This is a genomic window from Citrobacter sp. CtB7.12, assembly GCF_001297795.1.
GTDB lineage: Bacteria > Pseudomonadota > Gammaproteobacteria > Enterobacterales > Enterobacteriaceae > Citrobacter_A > Citrobacter_A amalonaticus.
Genome location: NZ_LIFT01000002.1, coordinates 388,529 through 411,557, shown reverse-complemented (window position 1 = coordinate 411,557; position 23,029 = coordinate 388,529). Strand labels below are relative to the sequence as shown.

21 protein-coding genes are annotated in these 23,029 nt (G+C 56.0%); 5 read left to right on the top strand and 16 right to left on the bottom strand.

The features are described from left to right. Positions 1-5: 5 nt before the first annotated feature. The 5 genes from sucA to sdhC all read right to left on the bottom strand — a co-directional run bounded on the left by sucA (position 6) and on the right by sdhC (position 6,465). Positions 6-2,807, bottom strand: a complete 2,802-nt coding sequence (gene sucA / locus AOY24_RS03475; protein ID WP_054176150.1) for a 2-oxoglutarate dehydrogenase E1 component — start codon at positions 2,805-2,807, stop codon at positions 6-8. Between the two features lie 414 nt (positions 2,808-3,221). Continuing rightward, positions 3,222-3,938 carry a succinate dehydrogenase iron-sulfur subunit SdhB gene (gene sdhB / locus AOY24_RS03470; RefSeq protein ID WP_043001368.1) on the bottom strand — a complete coding sequence of 239 codons (717 nt, stop codon included), beginning with the start codon at positions 3,936-3,938 and terminating at the stop codon, positions 3,222-3,224. A 15-nt stretch (positions 3,939-3,953) separates the two neighbouring features. Further along, entirely contained in the window at positions 3,954-5,720 is a 1,767-nt protein-coding gene (gene sdhA, locus AOY24_RS03465; protein WP_043001369.1) for a succinate dehydrogenase flavoprotein subunit, read from the bottom strand. Then, a complete protein-coding gene (sdhD, locus tag AOY24_RS03460) occupies positions 5,720-6,067 on the bottom strand; it encodes a succinate dehydrogenase membrane anchor subunit (RefSeq protein ID WP_043001370.1) in 348 nt (115 codons plus the stop codon). Before sdhD ends, sdhA begins: the two co-directional genes overlap by 1 nt. After that, the gene (sdhC, locus tag AOY24_RS03455) at positions 6,061-6,465 is read right to left on the bottom strand and encodes a succinate dehydrogenase cytochrome b556 subunit (protein WP_043001371.1); all 405 of its coding nucleotides are present in this window, start codon (positions 6,463-6,465) and stop codon (positions 6,061-6,063) included. The genes sdhD and sdhC overlap by 7 nt, the downstream gene beginning before the upstream one ends. A gap of 694 nt (positions 6,466-7,159) precedes the next feature. Here sdhC and AOY24_RS03450 point away from each other — a divergent pair. Both AOY24_RS03450 and AOY24_RS03445 read left to right on the top strand, forming a co-directional pair. Then, positions 7,160-8,443, top strand: coding sequence for a citrate synthase (locus AOY24_RS03450; RefSeq protein WP_043001372.1), 1,284 nt, complete (start codon positions 7,160-7,162; stop codon positions 8,441-8,443). A 186-nt stretch (positions 8,444-8,629) separates the two neighbouring features. Next, positions 8,630-9,676: an AbrB family transcriptional regulator gene (locus AOY24_RS03445; protein WP_043001373.1), complete on the top strand. Its 1,047-nt coding sequence runs from the start codon at positions 8,630-8,632 to the stop codon at positions 9,674-9,676. On the opposite strand, the gene nei is transcribed toward AOY24_RS03445, so the two are convergent. From nei to AOY24_RS03390, 11 genes are all read right to left on the bottom strand, one after another. Then, a complete protein-coding gene (gene nei, locus AOY24_RS03440; RefSeq protein WP_054176149.1) occupies positions 9,673-10,464 on the bottom strand; it encodes an endonuclease VIII in 792 nt (263 codons plus the stop codon). The genes AOY24_RS03445 and nei overlap by 4 nt on opposite strands. Positions 10,465-10,487: 23 nt before the next feature. Next, positions 10,488-11,132: a pyroglutamyl-peptidase I gene (gene pcp / locus AOY24_RS03435; RefSeq protein WP_043001375.1), complete on the bottom strand. Its 645-nt coding sequence runs from the start codon at positions 11,130-11,132 to the stop codon at positions 10,488-10,490. A 9-nt stretch (positions 11,133-11,141) separates the two neighbouring features. Further along, complete coding sequence (locus tag AOY24_RS03430; RefSeq protein WP_043001376.1) at positions 11,142-12,137, bottom strand: DUF979 domain-containing protein; 996 nt, start codon at positions 12,135-12,137, stop codon at positions 11,142-11,144. Next, positions 12,134-12,862, bottom strand: coding sequence for a DUF969 domain-containing protein (locus tag AOY24_RS03425; RefSeq protein WP_043001377.1), 729 nt, complete (start codon positions 12,860-12,862; stop codon positions 12,134-12,136). The genes AOY24_RS03430 and AOY24_RS03425 overlap by 4 nt, the downstream gene beginning before the upstream one ends. Positions 12,863-12,939: 77 nt before the next feature. Beyond that, positions 12,940-13,674, bottom strand: coding sequence for a 5-oxoprolinase subunit PxpA (gene pxpA / locus AOY24_RS03420; RefSeq protein WP_054176182.1), 735 nt, complete (start codon positions 13,672-13,674; stop codon positions 12,940-12,942). Continuing rightward, entirely contained in the window at positions 13,664-14,596 is a 933-nt protein-coding gene (gene pxpC, locus AOY24_RS03415) for a 5-oxoprolinase subunit PxpC (protein ID WP_054176148.1), read from the bottom strand. Before pxpC ends, pxpA begins: the two co-directional genes overlap by 11 nt. Next, a complete protein-coding gene (gene pxpB, locus AOY24_RS03410) occupies positions 14,590-15,246 on the bottom strand; it encodes a 5-oxoprolinase subunit PxpB (RefSeq protein ID WP_043001379.1) in 657 nt (218 codons plus the stop codon). The genes pxpC and pxpB overlap by 7 nt, the downstream gene beginning before the upstream one ends. Before the next feature lie 21 nt (positions 15,247-15,267). After that, the gene (gene ybgI / locus AOY24_RS03405; RefSeq protein ID WP_043001380.1) at positions 15,268-16,011 is read right to left on the bottom strand and encodes a radiation resistance protein YbgI; all 744 of its coding nucleotides are present in this window, start codon (positions 16,009-16,011) and stop codon (positions 15,268-15,270) included. A gap of 175 nt (positions 16,012-16,186) precedes the next feature. Then, the gene (phrB, locus tag AOY24_RS03400) at positions 16,187-17,605 is read right to left on the bottom strand and encodes a deoxyribodipyrimidine photo-lyase (RefSeq protein ID WP_054176147.1); all 1,419 of its coding nucleotides are present in this window, start codon (positions 17,603-17,605) and stop codon (positions 16,187-16,189) included. Between the two features lie 21 nt (positions 17,606-17,626). After that, entirely contained in the window at positions 17,627-18,580 is a 954-nt protein-coding gene (locus AOY24_RS03395) for a 2-thiouracil desulfurase family protein (RefSeq protein WP_054176146.1), read from the bottom strand. Between the two features lie 94 nt (positions 18,581-18,674). Beyond that, positions 18,675-18,881: a YbfA family protein gene (locus tag AOY24_RS03390; protein WP_043001383.1), complete on the bottom strand. Its 207-nt coding sequence runs from the start codon at positions 18,879-18,881 to the stop codon at positions 18,675-18,677. 308 nt (positions 18,882-19,189) lie between these two features. Between AOY24_RS03390 and kdpF the strand changes: the two genes are divergently transcribed. The 3 genes from kdpF to kdpB are packed head-to-tail and all read left to right on the top strand — an operon-like array spanning position 19,190 to position 23,026. Then, positions 19,190-19,279, top strand: a complete 90-nt coding sequence (kdpF, locus tag AOY24_RS03385) for a K(+)-transporting ATPase subunit F (protein ID WP_042285393.1) — start codon at positions 19,190-19,192, stop codon at positions 19,277-19,279. After that, positions 19,279-20,958 carry a potassium-transporting ATPase subunit KdpA gene (kdpA, locus tag AOY24_RS03380; protein WP_054176145.1) on the top strand — a complete coding sequence of 560 codons (1,680 nt, stop codon included), beginning with the start codon at positions 19,279-19,281 and terminating at the stop codon, positions 20,956-20,958. Before kdpF ends, kdpA begins: the two co-directional genes overlap by 1 nt. A 19-nt stretch (positions 20,959-20,977) precedes the next feature. Beyond that, positions 20,978-23,026 (top strand): potassium-transporting ATPase subunit KdpB, encoded by a 2,049-nt coding sequence (kdpB, locus tag AOY24_RS03375; protein WP_044327929.1) that lies wholly within the window; start codon positions 20,978-20,980, stop codon positions 23,024-23,026. Positions 23,027-23,029: the final 3 nt, after the last annotated feature.

Genomic DNA, 23,029 nt, shown 5'->3' with positions numbered 1-23,029 from the left:
TTTAATTAATCGACGTTCAGCGCGTCATTGACCAGATCTTGTTGCTGTTTCTGGTGAACGGACATATACCCTACCGCCGGAGAGGCGGAGGCCGGGCGACCTGCATAACGCAGAGCGGCCCCAAATGGAATCACTTCACGGAAATGATGCTGGCTGCAGTACCATGCGCCCTGGTTGAGCGGCTCTTCCTGGCACCAGACAAAATCATGTACGTGAGCGTACTGTTTCAATACGTCCTGCATCGCCTGATGCGGGAACGGATAAAGCTGTTCGATGCGCACAATGGCGACATCTTGCTGATTGTTCTTGCGACGCTGTTCCAGCAGGTCGTAATAAACCTTACCAGAACACATCACCACACGCTTCACGCCTTTCGGATCGAGGTCATCGATTTCACCGATGGCAGGCAGGAAGGTGCCGTTCGCCAGCTCATCCAGGCTGGAGACCGCCAGCGGATGGCGCAGCAGCGATTTCGGCGACATGACCACCAGCGGACGACGCATCCCGCGCAGCGCCTGACGACGCAGCATGTGATACACCTGAGCCGGAGTAGACGGTACGCACACCTGCATGTTCTGCTCAGCGCAAAGTTGCAGATAACGCTCCAGACGCGCGGAGGAGTGCTCCGGACCCTGCCCTTCATAACCGTGCGGCAGCAGCATCACCAGGCCACACATCCGGCCCCATTTCTGTTCGCCAGAGGAGATGAACTGGTCGATAACCACCTGCGCGCCGTTGGCGAAGTCACCGAACTGCGCTTCCCAGATGGTCAGGGTGCGTGGTTCCGCTGTGGCATAGCCATATTCGAAGGCCAGTACCGCTTCTTCAGACAACACGGAGTCCCAGACGCGGAAGCTGCCCTGCCCGTTGTGGACATGCTGCAGAGGAGTCCAGGTCGACCCGTTGGTCTGGTTGTGGATCACCGCGTGGCGATGGAAGAAGGTGCCGCGACCGGAGTCTTCACCGGACAGGCGAATCGGGATCCCTTCGTCAACCAGCGTAGCGTAAGCCAGCGTTTCTGCGCCGCCCCAGTCGAACGGTTTTTCCCCGTTCGCCATTAGCTGGCGGTCGCCGTAGATTTTGGCCACACGAGACTGCATCTCAACGGTTTCAGGCACCGTACTGATGCGTTTCGCCAGTTCCTGAAGGCGCTTCATTTCAACCTTGTTCGGGTACGCTTCATCCCACTCGTGGTTGAGGTACGGCGACCAGGTAAAGGAGTGCATATTCATCGGACGCCACTCTTTCACCACGCATTCGCCCGCGTCCAGCGCGTCGCGATACAGGTTGACCATTTCGGTAGCATCTTCCAGCGTCGCGACGTTATCCGCTTCCAGCTTATCCGCATAGATTTTGCGCGGGGTCGGATGCTTTTTGATTTTCTGATACATCAGCGGCTGGGTTGCGCTCGGCTCGTCGGCTTCGTTGTGGCCGTGACGGCGGTAGCACACCAGGTCGATGAAGACATCGCGTTTGAAGGTGTTGCGGAAATCCAGCGCCAGACGAGTGACGAAAGCCACCGCTTCCGGATCGTCCGCATTCACGTGGAAAATCGGTGCCTGTACCATTTTACCGATATCGGTGCAGTACGGGGTGGAACGTGCATCCAGCGGGTTAGAAGTGGTGAAGCCCACCTGGTTGTTGATCACGATGCGAACGGTACCGCCCACTTCGTAACCCCGCGCTTTCGACATGTTCAGGGTTTCCTGAACCACGCCCTGCCCGGTTACCGCAGCGTCGCCGTGGATGGTGATCGGCAGCACTTTGTTGCTGCTTGGTTCATCCAGACGATCCAGACGAGCGCGAACGGAACCGATCACCACCGGGCTGACGATTTCCAGGTGCGACGGGTTAAACGCCAGCGCGAGGTGAACCAGGCCACCTTCGGTTTCGATATCCGATGAGAAGCCCATGTGGTACTTCACGTCACCGGTGCCGAGATGTTCTTTATGTTTACCCGCAAATTCGTCGAACAGATCCTGCGGTTTCTTACCCAGTACGTTGACCAGGACGTTCAGACGACCACGGTGCGCCATACCCAGCACCACTTCACGGGTACCGCTGTTACCGGCATGGCGGATCATCTCTTTGAGCATCGGGATTAACGCATCACCGCCTTCCAGCGAGAAGCGTTTCGCGCCAGGGAATTTGGCGCCCAGATAACGTTCCAGACCTTCGGCTGCGGTGAGTTCACTCAGGAAGCGTTTTTTCTCTTCGCTGCTGAATGCCGCGCGACCGGATTCGATGCGCTGTTGCAGCCAGCGTTTCTCTTCGGTGCTGGTGATGTGCATGTACTCAGCACCAATCGGGCCGCAGTACGTTTGTTTGAGTGCGGAAAGCAGCTCGCCCAGCTTCATCGTCTCTTTGCCGCCGGCAAAAGAACCTACGTTAAAGCTTTCCTGGAAGTCGGCCTCTGTCAGATCGTGGAAGGACGGATCCAGATCGGCAACAGTGTCTTGCTGCCACAGTCCCAGCGGATCGAGATTCGCATGCTGGTGACCACGGAAGCGATAAGCGTTGATGAGCTGCAGGACTTTAACCTGCTTCACATTGGTGTCAGGGTCGGAAATCGAAGAAGAGTAACGTGAGGCATCCTTCGCCAGACGACGGAAATAATCACGCGTTTTTGAATGGAATTGATCCGGTTTGACTCCGGTGCCAGGTAACTGCTGGAACGTCGAACGCCAGTTAGCGTCTACCGAGTCAGGATCGGTTAAGAAGTCTTCATAGAGCTGTTCTATCCAGCTCTGGTTTGCGCCAGAGAGGTAAGAAGAGTCCAACCAGGCTTTCAAAGCGCTGTTCTGCATCGTGATCCCTTAAGCATTTGTATGCTTACTTCGCCGTGGATACTACCACGCATACGTCGTATGCGTGCCGGGGTTCACTTGTTACGGACTGTCGTGTGATCTGCGTCCGCTAAGGAACCTTTAAAAACTGTCTAATAATCGTCGTTGTTCAGGCTGCGACTGCGTTGCAACCGTCCCTCACCCGGTCACATAGTGAACTATGCTCCCGGCGATTCGTTCCGTTCGCGCCTTGTCTCGCGCTGAACATCTCGATTATTGCTATCAATGTGGCAGTTTTTAGAGGTTTCCTGCACTAATTTGCCTGATGGCGACCCCGTAGGCCTGATAAGCGAAGCGCCATCAGGCAACATGTGCCGGATGGCGACGTAAACGTCTTATCCGGCCTACAGGATTGCCACCGCGGGCAATGTCTACTTACGCACTGCGTTGCAACAGCATCGACTTAATATGGCCGATGGCGCGCGTCGGGTTCAGCCCCTTAGGACATACACTGACGCAGTTCATGATGCTGTGACAGCGGAATACGCTGAATGCATCGCTTATCCCTTCCAGGCGGCTGTCCGTCTCGGTATCACGGCTGTCGATCAGGAAGCGATAGGCCGCTAACAGACCCGCCGGACCGATAAACTTATCCGGATTCCACCAGAAGGATGGGCAAGACGTTGAGCAGCAGGCGCACAGAATGCATTCATACAGCCCATCGAGTTTTTCCCGCTGCTCTGGCATCTGTAAATGCTCACGAGCCGGAGGATTTTGCCCATTATTCAATAAGTAAGGCTTAATCTTCTCATATTGTGCATAGAATTGCCCCATGTCTACTACCAAATCGCGGATCACCGGCAAACCAGGCAGCGGACGGATAACAATTTTCTTACCGGGCTGAACCAGCGCTGATACCGGCGTGATGCAGGCCAGACCGTTCTTCCCGTTCATGTTCAGACCATCTGAACCACACACGCCTTCACGGCAGGAGCGGCGGAAAGAGAGACTGGGGTCTTTCTCTTTGAGCTGCATCAACGCATCCAGCAGCATCATGTCACGCCCTTCTTCGCCTTCCAGGGTGTAATCCTGCATGCGCGGAGCGTCATCAACATCCGGGTTATAGCGATAAATTGAAAACTCGAGTTTCATTGTCCTGTCTCCGCATTAGTATGTACGAATCTTCGGCGGGAATGCCGGGCGCAGTTTCGGTTCCATGTTGACTTCACGTCGGGTCATGGATTCCGTCTCTGGCAGATACAGGGAATGGCACAGCCAGTTTTCATCATCACGCTCCGGGAAGTCGAAGCGGCTATGCGCGCCACGGCTCTCGGTACGGAAGTTGGCGGATACTGCGGTGGCATAGGCAGTTTCCATCAGGTTATCCAGCTCCAGACACTCTACGCGCTGGGTGTTGAATTCGCTGGAGGTGTCGTCCAGACGGGCATTTTTCAACCGCTCGCGGATGGCTTTCAGCTCTTCAAGCCCTTTTGCCATCGCATCGCCTTCCCGGAAGACCGAGAAGTTATGCTGCATACATTCCTGCAGCGCTTTGCGAATCACCACCGGATCTTCACCATCACGGTTATTGTTCCAGCGGTTCAGACGCGCCAGGGACGCGTCGATTTCGTCTTCTGTGGCATCGCGCAGTTCACCCTGCTCAGCGATAGATTCCTGCAGATGCAGACCGGCCGCACGACCAAAGACCACCAGATCCAGCAGCGAGTTACCGCCCAGACGGTTAGCGCCGTGTACCGATACGCAGGCGATTTCACCCACCGCAAACAGCCCCGGAACCACCACGTCTTCACCCTGCTCGTTCACCGTCAATGCCTGACCGGTCACTTTGGTCGGAATACCGCCCATCATGTAGTGACAGGTTGGGATAACCGGAATCGGCTCTTTCACCGGGTCAACGTGTGCAAACGTACGGGACAATTCCAGAATGCCCGGCAGACGGGATTCGAGGACGTCTTTACCCAGATGGTCAAGTTTCAGTTTAGCGTGCGGACCCCAAGGACCATCGCAGCCACGACCTTCACGGATTTCGATCATGATGGAACGCGCCACCACGTCACGGCCCGCCAGGTCTTTCGCATTCGGCGCATAACGCTCCATAAAGCGCTCACCGTGTTTATTCAGCAGGTAACCGCCCTCACCGCGGCAGCCTTCTGTTACCAGCACGCCCGCACCGGCAATCCCGGTTGGGTGGAACTGCCACATTTCCATATCCTGAACCGGAACACCGGCACGGATTGCCATCCCCACGCCGTCGCCGGTGTTGATGTGCGCGTTAGTGGTGGACTGATAAATGCGGCCTGCGCCGCCGGTGGCCAGCACGGTTGCACGGGCTTTGAAGTAAACCACTTCACCGGTTTCGATGCACAGTGCGGTACAACCGACCACTGCGCCATCGGCGTTTTTGACCAGATCCAGCGCATACCACTCGGAGAAAATGGTGGTGTGGTTTTTCAGGTTCTGTTGATACAGCGTATGCAGCAGTGCGTGACCGGTACGGTCAGCTGCCGCTGCGGTGCGTGCCGCCTGCTCACCGCCGAAGTTTTTCGACTGGCCGCCAAACGGACGCTGATAGATACGACCGTCGTCGAGACGGGAGAACGGCAGCCCCATATGTTCCAGTTCCAGAATCGCTTCCGGACCGGTTTTACACATATATTCGATAGCGTCCTGGTCACCGATGTAGTCCGACCCTTTCACGGTGTCGTACATGTGCCATTCCCAGTTATCTTCATGGGTATTACCGAGCGCGACGGTGATGCCACCCTGCGCGGAAACGGTATGGGAACGGGTTGGGAACACTTTGGACAGCAACGCACAGGTCTGTCCGCTTTGGGAAATTTGCAGCGCCGCACGCATACCTGCTCCGCCTGCGCCAATAACTACAGCATCAAATTCTCTGACTGGCAGTTTCATTACACACCCCACACCACAACAAATCCATAAATCACGTAAACCACCAGTGCAACGACGATAGCCAGTTGCAGCGACAACCGAATTGCCAGTGGTTTAACGTAGTCGGTCAACACCTGCCACATGCCGATCCAGGCATGAATCAAGATGGAGAAGAGTGCCAGCAGGGTGAAGACTTTGGTGAAAGCCGATGAGAAGAAACCGGTCCAGACTTCCCAGGTCAGTTCGCCGCTTGTGGCGAAGAAACCCACCATATAGATGATGTATAACGTCAGAACGATAGCGGTAGCACGGACCAGGATGAAGTCATGTACGCCATTGCGTCCTAGTGCGGAGGCGTTGCTTACCATACGAGGACTCCTGCGAGAAGTGAAAGCACGACAGTGATAACAAAAGAGATTTTGGCTGAGCGTTTACCCGCTTCGAATGTTTCTTCCAGATAGCCAAAATCCATCATCATGTGACGAACACCGACCACGACGTGATACGCCAGCGCGGTAAGGATGCCCCACATAATAAATTTAACAAAAAAGCTACCCATGATGGCGGATGCCTGCTGGAATCCTTCAGGGGAAGAGAGGCTGGTGCCCAGTAACCACAACAGGATCCCGACCGCCACAAAGGTGATCACTCCGGAAACGCGATGGAGAATGGACGCTATCGCCGTGATTGGGAACCGGATCGTTTGCAGATCCAGATTGACAGGTCTTTGTTTTTTCACATTTCTTATCATGAATAACGCCCACATGCTGTTCTTATTATTCCCTTTGGACTTCGGGTACAGAGAGTGAATCACCTGTAGCCTGAAAGACGACGGGATTTCCTTCCTCCGGTCTGCGTGCGGGTCAGACAGCGTCCTTTCTATAACTGCGCGTCATGTAAAACACTGCTTCCAGTTGCTAAAACGACACGTTACAACGCTGGGTGGCTCGGGATTGCAGGGGTTTCCGGAGACCTGGCGGCAGTATAGGACGTTCACAAAATCATTACAATTAACCTACATATAGTTTGTCGGGTTTTATCCCGAACAGTGACACAGGTCACGATAACAACATTTATTTAATTTTTAATCATCTGATTTGACAATCATTAAACAAAGTTGTTACAAACAACACCAGAAAAGGCATATAATGCGTAAAAGTTATGGGGTCACTCTTTAACCTGCAAATAAGTTATGTAACAGTAGGAAGATATTGACCGATCCCTTCAGTACAGTTAATAGTGATAGACAGGTTGAATAATTCGGATTGCTAAGTTGTTGATTTGTTGCTAATTCACCATGAGTTAACTGATTTACCTGCAAGCGCCCATTGCTCTGTACCCTGGTTTCTCCTCTATCCAGAGCGGCGAGCCGAATAACAAACTGGTAACGGTTGATTGATGTATCGATGGCAAATCTCACCTGAGTAGTCTTAAGCAATAAGGCGCTAAGGAGACCGTAAATGGCTGACACAAAAGCAAAAATCACCCTAAATGGTGATACGGCTATTGAACTGGATGTGCTGAAGGGCACGCTAGGTCAAGATGTTATTGATATTCGTAGCCTGGGTTCGAAGGGGATGTTTACTTTTGACCCTGGTTTCACCTCTACTGCATCCTGCGAATCCAAAATTACGTTCATCGACGGCGATGAAGGCATTTTGTTGCATCGCGGCTTCCCGATCGATCAGTTAGCCACCGAGTCTAACTATCTGGAAGTGTGTTACATCCTGCTGAACGGCGAAAAACCGACGCAGGCAGAGTACGACGCATTCAGAACCACCGTGACTCGCCATACCATGATCCATGAGCAAATCACCCGTCTGTTCCACGCTTTCCGTCGCGATTCACATCCGATGGCGGTCATGTGCGGGATCACCGGTGCGCTCGCCGCGTTCTATCACGACTCTCTGGATGTTAACAATCCGCGCCACCGCGAAATCGCCGCATTCCGCCTGCTGTCCAAAATGCCGACAATGGCGGCGATGTGTTACAAATATTCTATCGGCCAGCCGTTTGTTTATCCGCGTAACGACCTCTCCTACGCCGGTAATTTCCTGAACATGATGTTCTCCACGCCGTGTGAAACCTATGAAGTGAACCCGGTACTGGAACGCGCAATGGACCGTATCCTGATCCTGCATGCCGACCATGAACAGAACGCCTCCACCTCAACGGTACGTACTGCTGGCTCGTCTGGCGCGAACCCGTTTGCCTGTATTGCTGCGGGTATTGCATCCCTGTGGGGACCGGCGCACGGTGGCGCGAACGAAGCGGCGCTGAAGATGCTGGAAGAAATCAGCTCGGTTAAACACATTCCGGAATTCGTTCGTCGTGCGAAAGACAAGAATGACTCTTTCCGCCTGATGGGCTTCGGTCACCGTGTTTACAAAAACTACGATCCGCGTGCCACCGTGATGCGTGAGACCTGCCACGAAGTGCTGAAAGAGCTGGGTACCAAAGATGACCTGCTGGAAGTGGCGATGGAGCTGGAACACATCGCGCTGAACGACCCGTATTTCATTGAGAAGAAACTTTACCCGAACGTCGACTTCTACTCCGGTATCATCCTGAAAGCGATGGGAATCCCGTCTTCCATGTTCACCGTGATCTTCGCCATGGCGCGTACCGTCGGCTGGATTGCGCACTGGAGCGAAATGCATACCGATGGCATGAAAATCGCGCGTCCACGTCAGCTGTACACCGGCTACGAAAAACGCGATTTTAAATCTGACCTTAAGCATTAATCGTCAGACTGCCGGATGGTGACGCGACTGCGTCTTATCCGGCCTACGGTTGTCAATTCGTAGGCCGGATAAGTATTAGCGCCATCCGGCAACTTCCCAACCTTTTCTTGACCCTCGCTATATTAATCTTCTCCGCCCTTCTCTATGATTTACGGATAGTTTGTTCATTTCTTCCGGGAGCACAGGATGCCAGTTCTGCAGTGGGGCTTGTTGTTTTTGCTGTCACTCCTTCTGTCCCTGCTCTTTCTCAGCATTCATCTTCCGGCGGCGTTACTGCTCGGCCCGATGATCACCGGTATTCTGTTTAGTCTTCGCGGTATCTCACTAAAGCTTCCTCGCTGTACGTTCCTCGGCGCGCAAGCCATTCTTGGCTGTATGATCGCGCAGAATTTGTCAGGCTCATTATTAACGACGCTGGCGGCAAACTGGGTAGTAGTGCTGGCAGTTCTGCTGGTGACGCTGCTCTCCAGTACGGTCGTTGGCTGGTTACTGGTTCGCTACAGTTCACTCCCTGGCAATACCGGCGCGTGGGGCTCATCTCCCGGCGGTGCGGCGGCAATGGTCGCGATGGCGCAAGACTACGGCGCCGATATCCGCCTGGTCGCCTTTATGCAATATCTGCGGGTACTGTTTGTCGCTGGCGCAGCAGTGCTGGTGACGCGGTTTATCATGGGCGAAAGCGCAGAAGCCGTCAGCCAGCAGATTGAGTGGTTCCCGCCGCTGAGCGGCAATCTGTTCACGACGCTGCTATTAGCGGTGGTTGCCAGCGTTGTCGGTCGGGTGCTGCGCATTCCCTCCGGTACCATGCTGGTGCCGATGCTGGTAGGCGCCCTGCTGCACGCAAGCGGCGTGATGGTGATTGAACTGCCGGAATGGCTGCTGGCGATAGCGTATATGCTTATTGGCTGGCAGATTGGTCTCGGATTCGACAAGCAGGTCTTCTTTATGGCGCTGCGACCGTTGCCGCAAATCCTGCTCTCTATCTTCGCCCTGCTTGCCATTTGCGCAGCAATGGCCTGGGGAATGACCCACTATATGCAGATTGATTTTTTAACCGCCTATCTCGCCACCAGCCCCGGCGGGCTTGATACGGTTGCAGTCATTGCCGCCGGCAGTCACGCCGACATGTCGCTGATCATGGCGATGCAAACCCTGCGGCTGTTCAGTATTCTTCTCACTGGCCCTGCCATCGCCCGTTTTATTTCAGCCAAAGCGCCGCGACAAGCGCATTAATGCTGGCAATGTGGACACCAGTAGAACGGCCGTGAGGAGAGCGTGGTTTTCTCGATGATCCCGCCACAACGTTCGCAAGGTTCACCGTCGCGGTGAAACACCTTAAAGCGAAACAGCGCGCCATGATGCTTATTTTCATCGACCTGCCCACGCGTGGTGTAGGACAAGCGCGGAATATCCAGCAGCGCATGCGCTAACGCCGTCAACTGCGCATCGCTGAGATCGCGCGCTTTATGCTGACCGGTTATCCCCACCTGCCAGAGGATCTCCACCCGCAGATAGTTTCCCAGCCCAGCGAGAAAAGCCTGATCCAGCAACAGCCCGGAAAACTGGCGGTTGCGAAAACGCGGCGAGAGTAACCGGGCTTTCACCGCATCAGGGGTCAGACGCGGGTCCAGCACGTCCGGCCCAACCCGTTGCAGGAAGGGATGGGTAGTGAGCTGTTCCGGCGTCAACATCTCAATGTCAGACGCGCTATAAAGCAGAATGGTTTTATCCGCGGTTTGCAGTTTAACGCGCAGAATACGGGTGGTGTGCGGCATGTCGCCACTGTCCACCACGTGCCAGACGCCATACAGCTGATTATGGCTGTAGAGCGTCAGACCCGCGGAAAAATGGGTCAGCAACGCTTTGCCGCGCGTCTCCATCGCCGTGACGGTCTGCCCCACCAGTGTGGATTGATACGGTTTTAACTGCGCAAAGGCAAACCAGACATCCGTCAGGGGTTTGCCTTTGATCGCCGCCTCCAGGCTATCCGCCGCGCGGCGGATCTCCGGGCCTTCAGGCATGGTTCTGTCCTTATCTGAGAAGATTAGTGCGTGGCGCCACCTGTCACGGCGATGTCATCGTCAACCTGCAATGCGGTAGCGATCGCCACCTCCAGCGCCAGACGCACCGTTTCCGCCGCCATACTGGGCGCCCCCGGATGCGCCGCCGCCTGCTGCGGCAGATAAGGGATATGGATGAATCCCCCCTTCACCTCCGCGATGCCGCTCAGTTTGTGGAGCAATCCGTACATCACATGGTTGCAAACAAATGTCCCCGCCGTCTGTGAGACCGACGCTGGCACACCGGCTTCACGCATCGCCGCCACCATGGCTTTGACTGGCAGCGTGCTAAACCAGGCCGCTGGTCCACCAGCAACAATCGGCTCATCCACCGGCTGTTGGCCTTTATTATCCGGAATACGGGCGTCGTCGACGTTGATCGCCACGCGCTCAACGGTAATATCGGTCCGTCCGCCCGCCTGTCCGATGGCCAGCACCAGCGATGGAGAGAGCGTATCAATGGCGGAATTCAGCACACTGAGCGACTCGCCAAACACACACGGCAACTGACGCGCCACCACGCGGCACCCGGCGATGATAGCATTGTCGAGCTGCGAGACCACTTCCCAGGAAGGGTTAATCTGCTCGCCGCCGAAGGGCTCAAATCCGGTGATTAATACCGTTTTCATCCGTCCTCCTTACAGGAACATCAGGAAATACATCAGGAACACGTTGACTAGCAGCAGCAGTATGCCGGTTGGCACCTGCGCTTTAATGACCGCGTTTTTATCTGGCAGTTCCAGCAGCGCGGCGGGCACGATGTTGAAGTTTGCCGCCATCGGCGTCATCAGCGTACCGCAATAGCCGGAGAACATCCCGATAGCCGCCATCACCGCCGGGTTGCCACCGTGCTGAAGCACCAGAATCGGAATGCCAATTCCCGCCGTGACAATCGGGAAGGCGGCAAACGCATTGCCCATCACCATCGTCAACAGCGCCATCCCAATGGTATACACCGCCACCGCGATAAAGCGGCTGTCGACGGCCAGATACTCTTGAGTAAGATACGAAATGCCACTGCCAACGCCTGCCGCCGTAAACAGCAATCCTAACGTTGCGAGGATCTGCGGTAAAATAAATGCCCAGCCGATGGAATCCAGCAGGCGGCGCGCCTCCTGAATCGGCTGATGCACCCTCTCATGGGTCATTTTGATAGCCATACCGAGACCAATCAGTGAGCCTGCGGTCATCGAGAACAGCGTCACCAGCGTGGCATGATTACCCGGTCCAAACAGAGCGTCCTGCAACCCCGGAATGTGATTGAACATCAGTACGCCAATCACGGTGACGACCGGAATGGCCAGCGCCGGGTAAAACAGGCGGTTACCCAGACGCGTCGCGCTCTCTTCCCGCTGCTCGCGGGTGCGCTGATGATAACTGCCCAGCTTGACGCCGCCAAAACCGGCGATCAACGCCATGATCACCACCGCGACACCGACGGCAATGTTGACTGTACGTTTGTCGCCCACCAGTTGATACGTCCAGTCGCCCAGCAGGAACAACAGCCCGTAGACGCCCCAGAATAACCCGGTCGTTAACCGACGCGGATTAGCTTTATCCTGCCAGGACATAATGGCGACAATCAGCAGCACGATCCCCGCCAGCCAGTAGAGGTAGCTTTGTTGAAAATTCATTGCGCCTCTCCTTTGCGGGTGTCAACAGAACCGGCTTTCGCCATTTCGCGTTGCAGATAGTTATCCAGCCGCCACAGGCGCGTACCGTGGATCACGAAGGCGCACAGGGCCGTTGGGATCCCCCATAAGGCAATGTGCAGCGGTTCGGTCTGAATACCGCCTGACTCCAGCATAAAGTTGTGCATGAAGATAATCGCGCCGAACGCGACGAAGATATCCTCACCAAAAAAAAGTCCCACGTTATCCGTCGCCGCCGACATCGCTCGCAACCGGTAGCGCACCGCGCCGGGCAATGCCCCGTACGTTTTCTCCGCCGCCCCTTCCGCCATAGGCGCTAACAACGGACGCACCATTTGCGGGTGACCGCCCAGGCTGGTCAGCCCTAGCGCAGCGGTGGCTTCACGAATAAACAGATAGACGATCAGCAAGCGACCTGATGTAGCGCTTTTAATCCTGGCAATCCACGCCTGGGCGCGCTCTTTCAGCCCGTGACGCTCGAGCAGGCCGATAACCGCCAGCGGTATCAGCAGGATAAACGGCAGGTTGCGGGTGTTGAGAAAACCTTCACCCAGCTTTTCGAGGATCGTGGCGATCGGCATTTGCGCCGCCAGTCCAGTGACGATCCCGGCGACAATAACCACCAGCACCGGGTTAAAACGTAAAAGAAATCCAACCACAATGACGGCGATGCCCATCAGTGGCCAGAGCGTTATTGCATCTCCCATAATCCATTCCTGTATGTTGTGTTTTGTTGTGGTGTTTTTATATGCGCAGCCCCTCTATGGAGGCTGCGTCAGTGCGCTCAGGCAACAATGGTGATACCGCGGGCTTCAAACGCCGAGCGTAAACGTCGGGCGAAGGCCAGCGCGTGTTCGCCATCGCCATGAATACAAACCGTTTGCGCCACCACGCTTGTCCATTCACCGGTAATGCTTTTCACGCGTCCGGTTTCCACCATTCCCAGCGTTTGCGCCAGCGACTGGTCCTCGTCTTCAATCAGCGCGCCCGGCTGCGTGCGTGGCACCAGACTGCCGTCCGCCTGATAACCGCGATCGGCGAACACCTCCTGGCGCGTGACGAGACCGTAACGCTCACCCGCGCGAACAAGCTCACTTCCCGCCAGGCCGACCAGAATCAGTGCCGGATCGCAGGCGTACACCGCTTTGGCAATGGCATCCGCCAGTTGCGGATCTTTCGCCGCCTGGTTGTAGAGCATGCCATGCGGTTTCACGTGCCGCATGACGCCCCCCTCCGCCCGGGCCATGGCCGCCAGCGCGCCGATTTGATACAGCGTTTGCGCGTAGACCGTTTCCGCAGGTAGCGTCATCGCCGTGCGGCCAAAGTTTTCCCGATCCGGAAAACTCGGGTGTGCCCCAATGGCTACACCATTTTTCAGCGCCTCGCGCACGCTGGTCAGCATGGTTTGTGCATCGCCGGCATGAAAGCCGCAGGCAATGTTGGCCGATGAGACCAGCGTCAACAGTTCTCCATCGCTGGCGCAGCCTTCGCCGAGATCCGCATTTAAATCAATGTTCATCATTGAGTCGCCATGTGAGTTGTTCCAGATAGCGCTGTTGGTCCTGCCGCGCTTTCAGCGCCTCCTCCAGCGAACACTGAACAAAGTGAATGGGTTGGCCGAGCGGGATCTGCGCCAGATGGTACATGTCTGCCTCGATTATGCAGGCAATGCGCGGATAGCCGCCGGTCGTTTGGGCATCGTTCATCAATACAATCGGCTGACCGTTGTGCGGAACCTGAATCACGCCAGGCAGCAGACCGTGCGACACCAGTTCCCGATCCGTCATTCGCATCAGCGGTTGTCCCTGCAGGCGGTAGCCCATCCGGTTACTCTGCGGACTGAGATGCCACGGCGATCGCCAGAACGACTCCTGCGAAACGGCGTCAAATTCGTGGTATTCCGGCCCCGGCAGCGCCCGAATGCGATTCCCCCATAGCAGCTGTTTTACCCCTCGCGCTTCCAGGAACGTCCGTCGGGGTTTGCCGGTTGCCAGCCGGTCGCCGTCTTTCAGCAGGCGTCCTTCCAACCCGCCGATGCCCACTTTGAGATCGGTACTGCATGACCCCATCACTTCCGGCACGTCGATACCGCCCGCGACGGCAAGATAGCTGCGCATACCGTGCTGCGGACGTTTTAGCACCAGACGCTGGCCCGCTTTCACCGGCAGACGCCAGCCCGTCCAGACGGGGTGATTATCCAGCCGCGCTTCGCATCCCGCACCGGTCAGGGCAAACCAGCTGTCGGTTTCAAATTCCACAACCAGTTGTCCGAGGGTAATTTCCAACACCGGAGCACTGGCCTCATTACCCACTAACAGGTTAGCGATTTGCATCGCCGGTTTATCCAGCGCACCACAATGGCTAACGCCTGACTGACGAAAACCGTGACGACCGCCATCCTGAACGGAGGTGTACAATCCCGCGCGAATAATATTCAGCATACCCCCTCCTTCTGCGGGATAAAGCGCACGCTATCGCCAGGGCGCAGGAGAACCGGTTCCTCTTTTTTCGGGTCGAACAAGGCCTGCGAGGTATGACCAATCAACTGCCAGCCACCAGGCGTTGGCAGCGGATAAATACCGGTTTGCGGTCCGCCGATACCCACCGATCCAGCCGGAACGATCAGCCGCGGCTCAGCGCGCCTGGGCGTGTGCAGTTGTTCCGGTAAGCTACCGAGATACGGGAATCCCGGCTGAAAACCTAAAAACCAGACCACATACTCGACCGACGCGTGCAGCTCCACTACCTGCTTTTCGCTCAGGCCGCTGTGGCGGGCAACGTCCGCCAGATCGGGACCTCCTGCGCCGCCGTAGGTTACCGGAATTTCGATATAGCGTGAGTCAGGCTCCAGCGCCTCACTCTCCTCCCACCAGCGTTGCAGGCGTTCGATCGCATCCAGCGCCAGCGTTTGCGGGTCGCGTAGGATCACGGTGATATTGTTCATTCCCGGAATCGCCTCGACCACGTTTGGCGTCTCAACCAAACGTTGCGCCAGACGCCAGATACGTTTCTGGCTCGCCAGCGTCACCGGCGGCTCAAGCTCCAGCACTACCGCCGTTTCACCTAACAGATAACAACGCGCTCGTTGCACTTGCGTTCCTCTTGTTTTTATTTATGCCGGGTTTGGAATATCAATAAACGTCACATCCAAATCGGTGTTCTCCGTCAACCATTCGCTGAGCGCACGGATCCCGCCGCGTTCGGTGGCGTGATGCCCGGCGGCGTAAAAATGCAGTCCCTGTTCACGGGCTGAGTGGATGGTTTGTTCGGAAACTTCACCGGTGATAAAGGCGTCAACGCCAGCCTGCGCGGCGCTGTCGATGAAGCTTTGCCCGCCGCCAGTGCACCAGGCGACACGTTTGATAGTATCCGGCCCGGTATCACCGCACCATAACGGCCTGCGTCCAAGACGTGCTTCAATCCACGACGCCAGTTCCAGCCCAGGGACCGGCATCGTCAGTTCGCCCCAGGGAACCAGCGGCTCGATTTCACCCATCACGGTGATCCCCAACAGGGCCGCCAACTGTGCGTTGTTGCCCAGTTCGGGATGTGCATCCAGAGGGAGATGCCAGCCGTAGAGGTTAATGTCATTCGCCAGCAGCGTTTTCAGGCGATTGCGCTTCATCCCGCGAATCACCGGAGATTCGCCTTTCCAGAAATAGCCATGATGAACGATGACCGCATCAGCCTGCAGACGCACTGCTTCATCCAGTAACGCCTGACTGGCGGTCACACCGGTGACGATTTTTTGCACCGTTTCTTTGCCTTCAACCTGCAAACCGTTTGGCGCGTAGTCGCTGATGGCGGCGCTGTTCAGTTTCTCGTTGATCAGTTGTTCCAGTTCGGTGTTTTTCATCATCGATCCCTTGTTTATTTATGCACTCCGTTAACATAGCGTCCCTGTGGCGGTTCGTCGATAGACAATTATTAGCCATATTAAGAAACCATCACCCCGTTCTTAGCCATAAAAAAAGGGGCGTATTAACGCACCTCATTATGAATAGTTATGGCGTCAGGCCGCATAGCCACCGTTAGTTCTTTCGCGCGGCCTCATACGCGGCAAGCGTCTGCTGGCGCGCCAGTTTGTGATCGACAATCGGCTGCGGGTAGTCGAGCGTGATGCTTTCTTTCATCGCCCATTTCCACGGCTCGTGAATCGCCTTGCCCGGTACATGGCTAAGTTCCGGGATCCACCGGCGGATAAACTCCCCCTCTCTGTCGAACTTTTCGCCCTGCGTCGTGGGGTTAAAAATGCGGAAATACGGCGCGGCGTCGGTTCCGGTAGAGGCCGCCCACTGCCAGCCGCCGTTATTCGCAGCGAGATCGCCATCAATCAGTTGCGACATGAAATAGCGTTCACCTTTACGCCAGTCAATCAGCAGATCTTTGACCAGGAAGCTGGCCGCAATCATCCGCAGACGGTTGTGCATCCAGCCGGTGGCGTTCAGTTGCCGCATCGCCGCATCAACAATCGGATAACCCGTTCTCCCCTCCTGCCAGGCCTGTAAATCTTCCGCACGATCCCGCCAGCGCACGCGATCGGTCCAGAGAATAAAGGGGCGGTGTTTGCACAGATTGGGATGGTACGTCATCAGATGGCGATAAAACTCACGCCAGATAAGTTCGTTCAGCCAGACACTGCCCGCGCCGCCGTCCAGCGCCTGCGGCTGTTCCGCCAGCAGGCGATGCAGACACTGGCGCGGCGATAAGCCACCGGTAGCAAGACTGGCGGATAAACGACTGGTGCCCTCAATGGCCGGGAAGTCGCGACATTCGTCGTACTCTCCTGCCCCCTGCTGGCAAAACTGGCGTAACCGGGCAATTGCGGCTTTTTCTTCGGCGGGAAAAAGGGCGGGGTCGAATTCCTGTTGCGGATAGTGAAGGTTAATTGGCACCAGCGCGGAAGAAACACTACCGTTCTCCCGGCGGGCCGGTGCGGATACGCACTCCGGCATCCCCTCCTTCAGCCGTTTTAACCAGGCGTTTTTAAACGGCGTGAAGACTTTATACATCTCATGATTTCCCGTCGTCACCGCACCTGGCGGCAGGATCACGCTGTCATCAAACCCTTCGCAAACCACATGCGGCAGCGCCTTTTCTACCGCCGCATCGCGTTCACGCTCGTTCACTTCATACTGATAGTTATAAAACAGGTGGCTGACGTCATGCTGTTCGCACACCGCTTTCACCGTTTCAATACTGCCTGCGAAGTCGTCGACTTCCTCAAACAGCAGCGGAATGCCCTTTTCCGCCAGCGCCTGTTGTAAAGCGTTTAGCTGAGCCTGGATAAAGGCGGCCTGACGCGGTGACATGACGTGATTTTTCCACTGCTCAGGCGTGGAGATAAATAACGCCACAACGCGCGCGGCGCGGTGGCGGCAGGCGGCGGCGAGGGCAAGATTGTCATGCAGACGGAGATCGCGACGAAACCAGACCAGATGGGTGGACATAACACTCCCGAATGAAAAAAATCAACTCCCGTAGCGCAGCCGCAGGGCTTCCGGCCAGGGTTCAAAATAGCGTTGCCCGGAGAGATACGCATCCGGATATTCTGCCATATAGTGTTTGAGCAGCGTCACAGGCGCAAGCAGTGGCTGCGTAGCGCGTCGGTAACCGTCAATAAGGGAAGCCAACTCCTGCCGCTGACGGGCATTGAGCTGTTTGCGAAAATAGCCCTGAACGTGCATCAGGACATTGGTATGGTTACGCCGGGTGGCAGGATGGGACATCAGTTTCATCAGGCGCAGACGATATTCAATGAAAAAGTCATCAAGGCTTTCCCACTCGTAAAGCGCAGCGACAAAGCGCCCCAGCTCGCGGTATTCCGGCTGTGAATGGGCCAGCAGCAACAGTTTATAGCGGCTGTGATAGTCAATCAGCGCGCCACGCGTGAGTCCTTGTTGCCGCAATCCATGCAATTCATGCAGGGCATAAATCCGCGCGACAAAATTTTCCCGTAATTGTGGATCGTGCAATCGCCCGTCCTCTTCAACAGGGAGCCACGGGTAAGACGCCATCAGGACTGAGGTAAAGATACCGCGACCGGCTTTGCGATTGTTTTTCCCATCGGCGTCATAAACACGAACGCGTTCCATGCCGCAACTTGGGGATTTCGCACAGACAATATAGCCACAAAGGTGTTCGAAACGACTGACACGTTCTTCACTGAACGCGGTCATCGCCTGGGTTAAATCGCCCTCGCGCCGGTCACTGAAACGCAGTGCAATTGCCTCTTCCATTTTGACTAAGCGCAATGCAGGACGCGGCACCGGCAGGCCGATCGCCATTTCCGGACAGACGGGTTCAAAGTGCACCCACGGTGAAAGTTCTTCGACTGCAAAGGGCAGGCGTTTGTGTCCACCATCAAAGCGAACCGCCTCCCCTAACAAACAAGCGCTAATGCCAACAGGGATTTTCTCGCTCATGATGTCTCCTTTTCCATTTCTGAAATAAGTGTAGACACAGAGACATAAAAAAACCGCCACATTGCTGTTGGCGGTTTTTCTGAACGCGATGCGCTTAGTAGAAATCGCAGGTGGCTTTTTCAGCCTGATCCATCCACACCGGTTTATCGCTGGTTTTTGACCACACGCGGTGTAAATAGCTATAAAAACGGGCGCGGTCTTTCCAGAACAGCATGACCGGTAGTGCCAGCACCCCAGCCACGACGGCGAAAGTACGGCGTAACAATACAACATGTGCTGGATATTCTTTGTACAACTCCATGATTCTCTCCCCTTTATCTGGCCGGTAATCATCACCGGTAAAGTCAAATTGGTTATCTGCTGAAAATAGTACCGCTTTGCGTGTAATTTTACTACTCATCCGACCACTTATTTTTAGCTATTTACGCTTTATTTATCTTTATCGCGTAATTAAGTTACAAAAAAGTTAAATTAATACTAATCATTAGTTAAATAATGGTCTTTGCCATTTTTATACTTTTTTTACACCCCCGACGTCGATTTTTGCGAAATCTTTGCAGGCAGATATTTACGCTTTGTTTATCACATTAATGCCACGGGAGGTGCACTGTGAGTGCAGGCGTGATAATCGGCATCGTGCTGATTTTCTTATTATTAGGTTACCTGGTATATGCATTGATCAATGCGGAGGCGTTCTGATGGCTGCGCAAGGATTTTTACTCATCGCCAGTTTTCTGCTGATTCTGTTCGTGCTCGCCAGGCCGTTAGGCGCGGGCCTGGCACGGCTGATCGGCAACCATTCGCTGCCTGGTACCGCGAGGGTTGAACGCCTGATCTGGCGCGGTCTGGGCATTTCGACAGACGAGATGAACTGGAAGCAGTACCTGCTGGCGATCCTCGCGTTGAATGTGCTGGGGTTGACGCTACTGTTCCTGCTGTTGTTGTGGCAACACCTTCTGCCGATGAATCCACAGCAGTTGCCCGGTCTGCCCTGGCATCTGGCGCTTAATACGGCGGTGAGTTTTGTTACCAATACCAACTGGCAGGCTTACAGCGGGGAAACCACCTTAAGCTATTTCAGCCAGATGGCCGGGCTGACGGTACAAAACTTCCTGTCCGCCGCGACCGGCATTGCGGTGGTGTTCGCGCTGATCCGCGCCTTTACCCGCCAGAGCATGAATACGATGGGCAATGCGTGGGTCGACCTGGTGCGTATTACCTTGTGGATTTTATGCCCCATCGCGCTGGTGATTGCGCTGTTCTTTATTCAGCAAGGCAGCCTGCAAAACCTGCTGCCCTATCAGACTTTCACTACTCTGGAAGGTGTGCAGCAACTGCTGCCGATGGGGCCGGTGGCCTCGCAGGAAGCCATCAAGATGCTGGGGACCAACGGCGGCGGCTTCTTTAACGCCAACTCGGCACACCCGTTCGAAAACCCCACCGCGCTGACCAACATGGTGCAAATGCTGGCCATCTTTTTAATTCCAGCCGCGCTCTGTTTCGCGTTTGGCGACGCGGCAGGCGATCGTCGCCAGGGGCGGATGTTGCTGTGGACCATGTCGCTCATCTTCACCGTCTGCGTCGCGGTGGTGATGTGGGCGGAGGTCCAGGGCAACCCCCATCTGCTGCAATTTGGCGCGGATTCCACTCTTAATATGGAAGGCAAAGAGAGCCGCTTTGGCGTGCTGGTGAGCAGTCTGTTTGCGGTGGTGACGACGGCAGCCTCATGCGGCGCGGTGATCGCCATGCACGACTCGTTTACCGCGCTGGGCGGCATGGTGCCAATGTGGCTGATGCAGATTGGCGAAGTGGTGTTCGGCGGCGTTGGTTCGGGCCTTTACGGCATGCTGTTGTTCGTGCTGCTGGCAGTGTTTATCGCCGGACTGATGATTGGCCGCACGCCAGAATACCTGGGCAAAAAGATCGACGTTCGCGAGATGAAAATGACCGCACTGGCGATTCTGGTCACCCCTGCGCTGGTTTTACTCGGCACCGCGCTTGCCATGATGACCGATGCGGGACGCAGCGCCATGCTCAACCCTGGCCCACACGGCTTTAGCGAAGTCCTGTACGCCGTCTCTTCCGCCGCCAACAACAACGGCAGCGCCTTTGCTGGTCTGAGCGCAAACACCCCGTTCTGGAACTGCCTGCTGGCGTTTTGCATGTTCGTCGGTCGCTTCGGGGTCATCATCCCGGTGATGGCGATTGCCGGATCGCTGGTGGCGAAAAAGAGCCAACCGGCCAGTCCCGGCACCCTGGCGACCCACGGCGCGCTGTTTGTCGGTTTACTGATCGGCACAGTGCTGTTAGTCGGCGCCCTGACCTTTATTCCTGCACTGGCGCTTGGCCCAGTCGCTGAACACCTTTCCTTACGCTAAGCGATGCGGAGCAAATGTTATGAGTCGCAAACAACTGGCGCTGTTCGAACCGTCTCTGGTCGCTCAGGCGCTGATGGACGCAGTGAAAAAATTAAGCCCACATACCCAGTGGCGCAACCCGGTGATGTTCATTGTCTGGATGGGTAGCCTGCTGACCACCGTGATTACCGTTGCGATGGCGACAGGACAGATGGCCGGCAGCGCGCTGTTTACCGGGGCGATCAGTCTGTGGCTGTGGGTCACTGTACTGTTTGCCAACTTTGCGGAAGCGCTCGCCGAAGGGCGCAGTAAAGCACAGGCCAACAGCCTCAAAGGAGTGAAAAAGACGGCCTTTGCCCGCAAACTGCGCGAGCCGAAGTACGGCGCGAAAATGGATCACGTTCCGGCCGATGAGCTACGCAAAGGCGACATCGTGCTGGTGGAAGCAGGTGATATCATTCCCTGTGACGGCGAAGTCATTGAAGGCGGCGCCTCCGTGGATGAAAGTGCGATTACCGGAGAGTCTGCGCCGGTCATCCGCGAATCCGGCGGCGATTTCGCCTCGGTGACTGGCGGGACGCGCATTCTCTCCGACTGGCTGGTGATCGAGTGTAGCGTGAACCCTGGCGAAACTTTCCTTGACCGGATGATCGCCATGGTCGAAGGCGCCCAGCGCCGTAAAACGCCCAACGAGATCGCCCTGACCATTCTGCTGGTAGCCCTGACGATTGTCTTTTTGCTGGCAACCGCCACGCTGTGGCCATTTTCTGCCTGGGGCGGTCACGCGGTCAGCGTCACGGTGCTGGTCGCCCTGTTGGTTTGTCTGATCCCAACGACAATCGGCGGGTTACTCTCCGCGATTGGCGTCGCCGGAATGAGCCGTATGCTCGGTGCGAACGTCATCGCCACCAGTGGCCGCGCGGTGGAAGCCGCAGGCGACGTGGACGTATTGCTGCTGGACAAAACCGGCACCATTACTCTCGGTAACCGTCAGGCCTCGGACTTCCTGCCTGCGCAGGGTGTCGACGAAAAAACGCTGGCCGACGCCGCACAGCTTTCGTCGTTAGCCGATGAGACGCCGGAAGGTCGCAGCATTGTGATCCTCGCCAAGCAGCGCTTTAATCTGCGCGAACGTGACGTGCAGTCGCTGCATGCCACCTTCGTCCCCTTTACCGCCCAGAGTCGTATGAGCGGTATTAACATCGACAACCGGATGATTCGTAAAGGTTCCGTCGACGCCATCCGTCGCCACATTGAGGCCAGCGGCGGCCAGTTCCCGGCGGATGTCGAGCAGAAAGTGGACAGCGTCGCCCGTCTGGGCGCCACGCCGCTCGTGGTGGTGGAAGGTTCCCGGGTGCTAGGCGTGATCGCGCTGAAAGATATCGTCAAAGGCGGGATAAAAGAGCGTTTTGCCCAGTTGCGTAAAATGGGCATTAAAACGGTGATGATCACTGGCGATAATCGCCTGACCGCCGCCGCCATCGCCGCCGAGGCGGGTGTGGATGACTTTCTTGCCGAAGCGACACCGGAAGCCAAGCTGGCGCTCATCCGCCAGTATCAGGCGGAAGGCCGCTTAGTGGCGATGACCGGTGATGGTACCAACGACGCCCCGGCGCTGGCCCAGGCCGATGTCGCGGTAGCAATGAACTCCGGTACGCAGGCGGCAAAAGAAGCGGGCAACATGGTCGATCTCGACTCTAACCCCACCAAGCTTATCGAAGTGGTGCACATCGGCAAACAGATGCTGATGACGCGTGGTTCACTGACCACGTTCAGTATCGCCAACGACGTGGCGAAGTATTTTGCGATCATTCCGGCCGCGTTCGCCGCGACCTATCCGCAACTGAATGCGCTGAACATCATGCGTCTGCATTCGCCGGACTCGGCCATTCTGAGTGCGGTGATCTTTAACGCCTTGATTATTGTCTTTCTGATCCCGCTGGCGCTGAAAGGCGTGAGCTACAAACCGCTTTCCGCCTCCGCCATGCTGCGCCGTAACCTGTGGATTTACGGTCTGGGGGGGCTGGTGGTGCCGTTTATTGGCATCAAAGTAATTGATTTGCTGCTGACCCTGCTGGGTCTGGTGTGAGGT

Coding starts and splice junctions, on each gene's coding strand:
- sucA (WP_054176150.1), bottom strand. CDS start 2,807: ATGCAGAACAGCGCTTTGAAAGCCTGGTTGGACTCTTCTTACCTCTCT.
- sdhB (WP_043001368.1), bottom strand. CDS start 3,938: ATGAAACTCGAGTTTTCAATTTATCGCTATAACCCGGATGTTGATGAC.
- sdhA (WP_043001369.1), bottom strand. CDS start 5,720: ATGAAACTGCCAGTCAGAGAATTTGATGCTGTAGTTATTGGCGCAGGC.
- sdhD (WP_043001370.1), bottom strand. CDS start 6,067: ATGGTAAGCAACGCCTCCGCACTAGGACGCAATGGCGTACATGACTTC.
- sdhC (WP_043001371.1), bottom strand. CDS start 6,465: ATGTGGGCGTTATTCATGATAAGAAATGTGAAAAAACAAAGACCTGTC.
- AOY24_RS03450 (WP_043001372.1), top strand. CDS start 7,160: ATGGCTGACACAAAAGCAAAAATCACCCTAAATGGTGATACGGCTATT.
- AOY24_RS03445 (WP_043001373.1), top strand. CDS start 8,630: ATGCCAGTTCTGCAGTGGGGCTTGTTGTTTTTGCTGTCACTCCTTCTG.
- nei (WP_054176149.1), bottom strand. CDS start 10,464: ATGCCTGAAGGCCCGGAGATCCGCCGCGCGGCGGATAGCCTGGAGGCG.
- pcp (WP_043001375.1), bottom strand. CDS start 11,132: ATGAAAACGGTATTAATCACCGGATTTGAGCCCTTCGGCGGCGAGCAG.
- AOY24_RS03430 (WP_043001376.1), bottom strand. CDS start 12,137: ATGAATTTTCAACAAAGCTACCTCTACTGGCTGGCGGGGATCGTGCTG.
- AOY24_RS03425 (WP_043001377.1), bottom strand. CDS start 12,862: ATGGGAGATGCAATAACGCTCTGGCCACTGATGGGCATCGCCGTCATT.
- pxpA (WP_054176182.1), bottom strand. CDS start 13,674: ATGAACATTGATTTAAATGCGGATCTCGGCGAAGGCTGCGCCAGCGAT.
- pxpC (WP_054176148.1), bottom strand. CDS start 14,596: ATGCTGAATATTATTCGCGCGGGATTGTACACCTCCGTTCAGGATGGC.
- ybgI (WP_043001380.1), bottom strand. CDS start 16,011: ATGAAAAACACCGAACTGGAACAACTGATCAACGAGAAACTGAACAGC.
- phrB (WP_054176147.1), bottom strand. CDS start 17,605: ATGTCCACCCATCTGGTCTGGTTTCGTCGCGATCTCCGTCTGCATGAC.
- AOY24_RS03395 (WP_054176146.1), bottom strand. CDS start 18,580: ATGAGCGAGAAAATCCCTGTTGGCATTAGCGCTTGTTTGTTAGGGGAG.
- AOY24_RS03390 (WP_043001383.1), bottom strand. CDS start 18,881: ATGGAGTTGTACAAAGAATATCCAGCACATGTTGTATTGTTACGCCGT.
- kdpA (WP_054176145.1), top strand. CDS start 19,279: ATGGCTGCGCAAGGATTTTTACTCATCGCCAGTTTTCTGCTGATTCTG.
- kdpB (WP_044327929.1), top strand. CDS start 20,978: ATGAGTCGCAAACAACTGGCGCTGTTCGAACCGTCTCTGGTCGCTCAG.